Here is a 2,266-nt window from a genome sequence, read left to right on the forward strand (position 1 = left end):
CCTGACAAGCAGGGGGGCGCAAGAGAGTATATAGGCGCTCGCCACCCACCCCTTAAACAGGGGTGGGCAGGGGCGTTACGTACTTACTTTCCGCCCTACTCGTCATTCTAAACGAAGTGAAAAATCTCGCTGTCCGTCTCATTTGGGACAACCTTTAGAAAATACCAACCGGCGGCTTATCCCCCATTGGTGCCTGCGGCGCCACCTTCGCCACGGTGTGAACGTGTCACACAATTCTCGTTCACTGCCGTTCCCTTACAGCACGGCTATCGCCGACTCACGATCATATGTACATCGCTTTGTTCCTGCATCCTCTGCTGTCACTGACTCACCAGGGAAGCACTGATTAAATCACTGTCTGCTTTAATCTTGAACCTATGCAATGCAAGGAATGGGACGATGCGAACAGCAAGCTATTTAAGGAGTCCCATGGCGAATCAGTGCATAAAAATTTTTATAAAAGCAAACTCTATGAATGAATCAGTGCTTACCAGGTACACCAGTCACACCAGCCCAGCCCACTATCGCACCAGCTCATATTTTTCATTGTCTAAAGTGTAAAAACATACTATAATATGTATGTATGCATAACTTTCATTTCTAAGGAGGAAAAATGGAATCTCTCAACAATGCGGTTTCCGCCATTAACGGATTTCTATGGTCATCCGTTATCATCGCCCTGCTGGTGGGCGCAGGATTTTATTTCACCGTTCGCACCAGAGGGGTGCAGATCAGGTACTTTGGACGGATGTTTAAGCTTATTGCTCACACCGCCGGCAGGAAGACGGAGGGAAATGAGGTCTCTCCTTTCCAGGCTTTCTGTGTCAGCACCGCTTCCCGCGTAGGGGTAGGAAATATTGCGGGCATTGCCATCGCCATTGTTACCGGCGGCCCCGGCGCTATTTTCTGGATGTGGTTTATTGCTGTCATCGGTTCTGCTACCGGTTTCGTGGAATCCACACTGGCACAGATTTACAAGGTGCCCAGGGAAGACGGGAACGGGTTCCGCGGCGGTCCGGCTTACTATCTGAAAAACGGTCTGGGCCACGGTATCTGGGCAGCTGTATTTGCCATCCTGATTTCCGTTACCTACGGTATGATTTACAACTCCGTGCAGTCCAATACCATTGCCCTGGCGCTGAACCATGCGCTGGGCGCTGACCGCATGATCGTAGGCGCCGTGGTTACTGTGCTGGCCATGCTGGTCATCTGCGGCGGCATGGGCCGCGTTGCCAGAGTGACTGAATGGATGGTCCCTGTTATGGCAGGCATTTACATCGTAGTGGCCCTGGGAATCATGCTTTATAACATTACGGAAATGCCTCATGTATTCTACATTATCCTCCGCGATGCTTTCGATTGGCAGGCCGCTTTTGGCGGCGGCATGGGCGCCGCTGTGCTCACCGGTTTCAAGAGAGGCCTTTTCTCCAACGAAGCCGGCGAAGGTTCCGTACCGAATGCGGCAGCTACTGCTGACGCCACCCACCCGGTGGTACAGGGTCTCATCCAGGCCTTCGGCGTATATGTAGATACCCTTTTCATCTGCTCCGCTTCCGCTTTCATCGTCCTCCTCACCGGAGACTACAGCTCCACCGGCCTTACGGGCATTGAACTGATCCAGTGGGACATGACCCAGTACTTCGGCAGCTGGGCACCGAAGGCTGTTTCTTTCCTGATTTTCCTCTTTGCCTTCACTTCCCTCATCGGAAATTATTATTACGGGGAAATCAACATCGGCCACCTGACTCAGAAGAAATGGCCTCTGAACCTTTTCCGCGTCTTCATCGCCATCATGATTTTCTGGGGCTCCCAGGCAGACCTGCCGCTGGTATGGAACCTGGCGGACCTCTTCATGGCCTTCATGGTTCTCACCAACGTCACCGCCATCCTGCTCCTCTTCCCCCAGGCAAGAGCCTGCCTTATGGATTATGAGAAACAGCTGAAAAAAGGCATCAAAGTGCCTCTTTTCCATAAGGATGTACTGCCGGATACCAAAGGTATCGTATGGTGGGATGATGAAAATAACTCCAACCATATGAAACGGATGGAAAAATAATCGGTGAAAATAAAAAGACTTCTGCTGCGGCAGAGGTCTTTTTTGGTGGGATTCAGAGGGTGGGGAAAAGGTTCTTAAGATTGACGGCGGCTTCGCCGCCGAGGGTTGTGGATTGCCCTTCGGGCAATGATTTTATATGCCGCTCCGCGGCTGCCACCGCATGGAGTTTCATTTCGACTTGCTGCCTGACGGCTAACCCCTTCCGGCTCG

At 51.9% G+C, this 2,266-nt stretch carries 1 protein-coding gene; it reads left to right on the forward strand.

Features of this window, described 5'->3' with window-relative positions:
- The first annotated feature begins 613 nt into the window (after positions 1-613).
- A complete protein-coding gene (locus Q0482_RS08885) occupies positions 614-2,056 on the forward strand; it encodes an alanine/glycine:cation symporter family protein (protein WP_299145568.1) in 1,443 nt (480 codons plus the stop codon).
- The last annotated feature ends 210 nt before the right edge of the window (positions 2,057-2,266 follow it).

The sequence above is a fragment of the uncultured Dialister sp. genome (assembly GCF_937959425.1).
GTDB lineage: Bacteria > Bacillota > Negativicutes > Veillonellales > Dialisteraceae > Dialister.

Bases quoted from the DNA above. Each gene is read 5' to 3' on its own strand.
- Q0482_RS08885 (WP_299145568.1), top strand. From the start codon at position 614: ATGGAATCTCTCAACAATGCGGTTTCCGCCATTAACGGATTTCTATGG.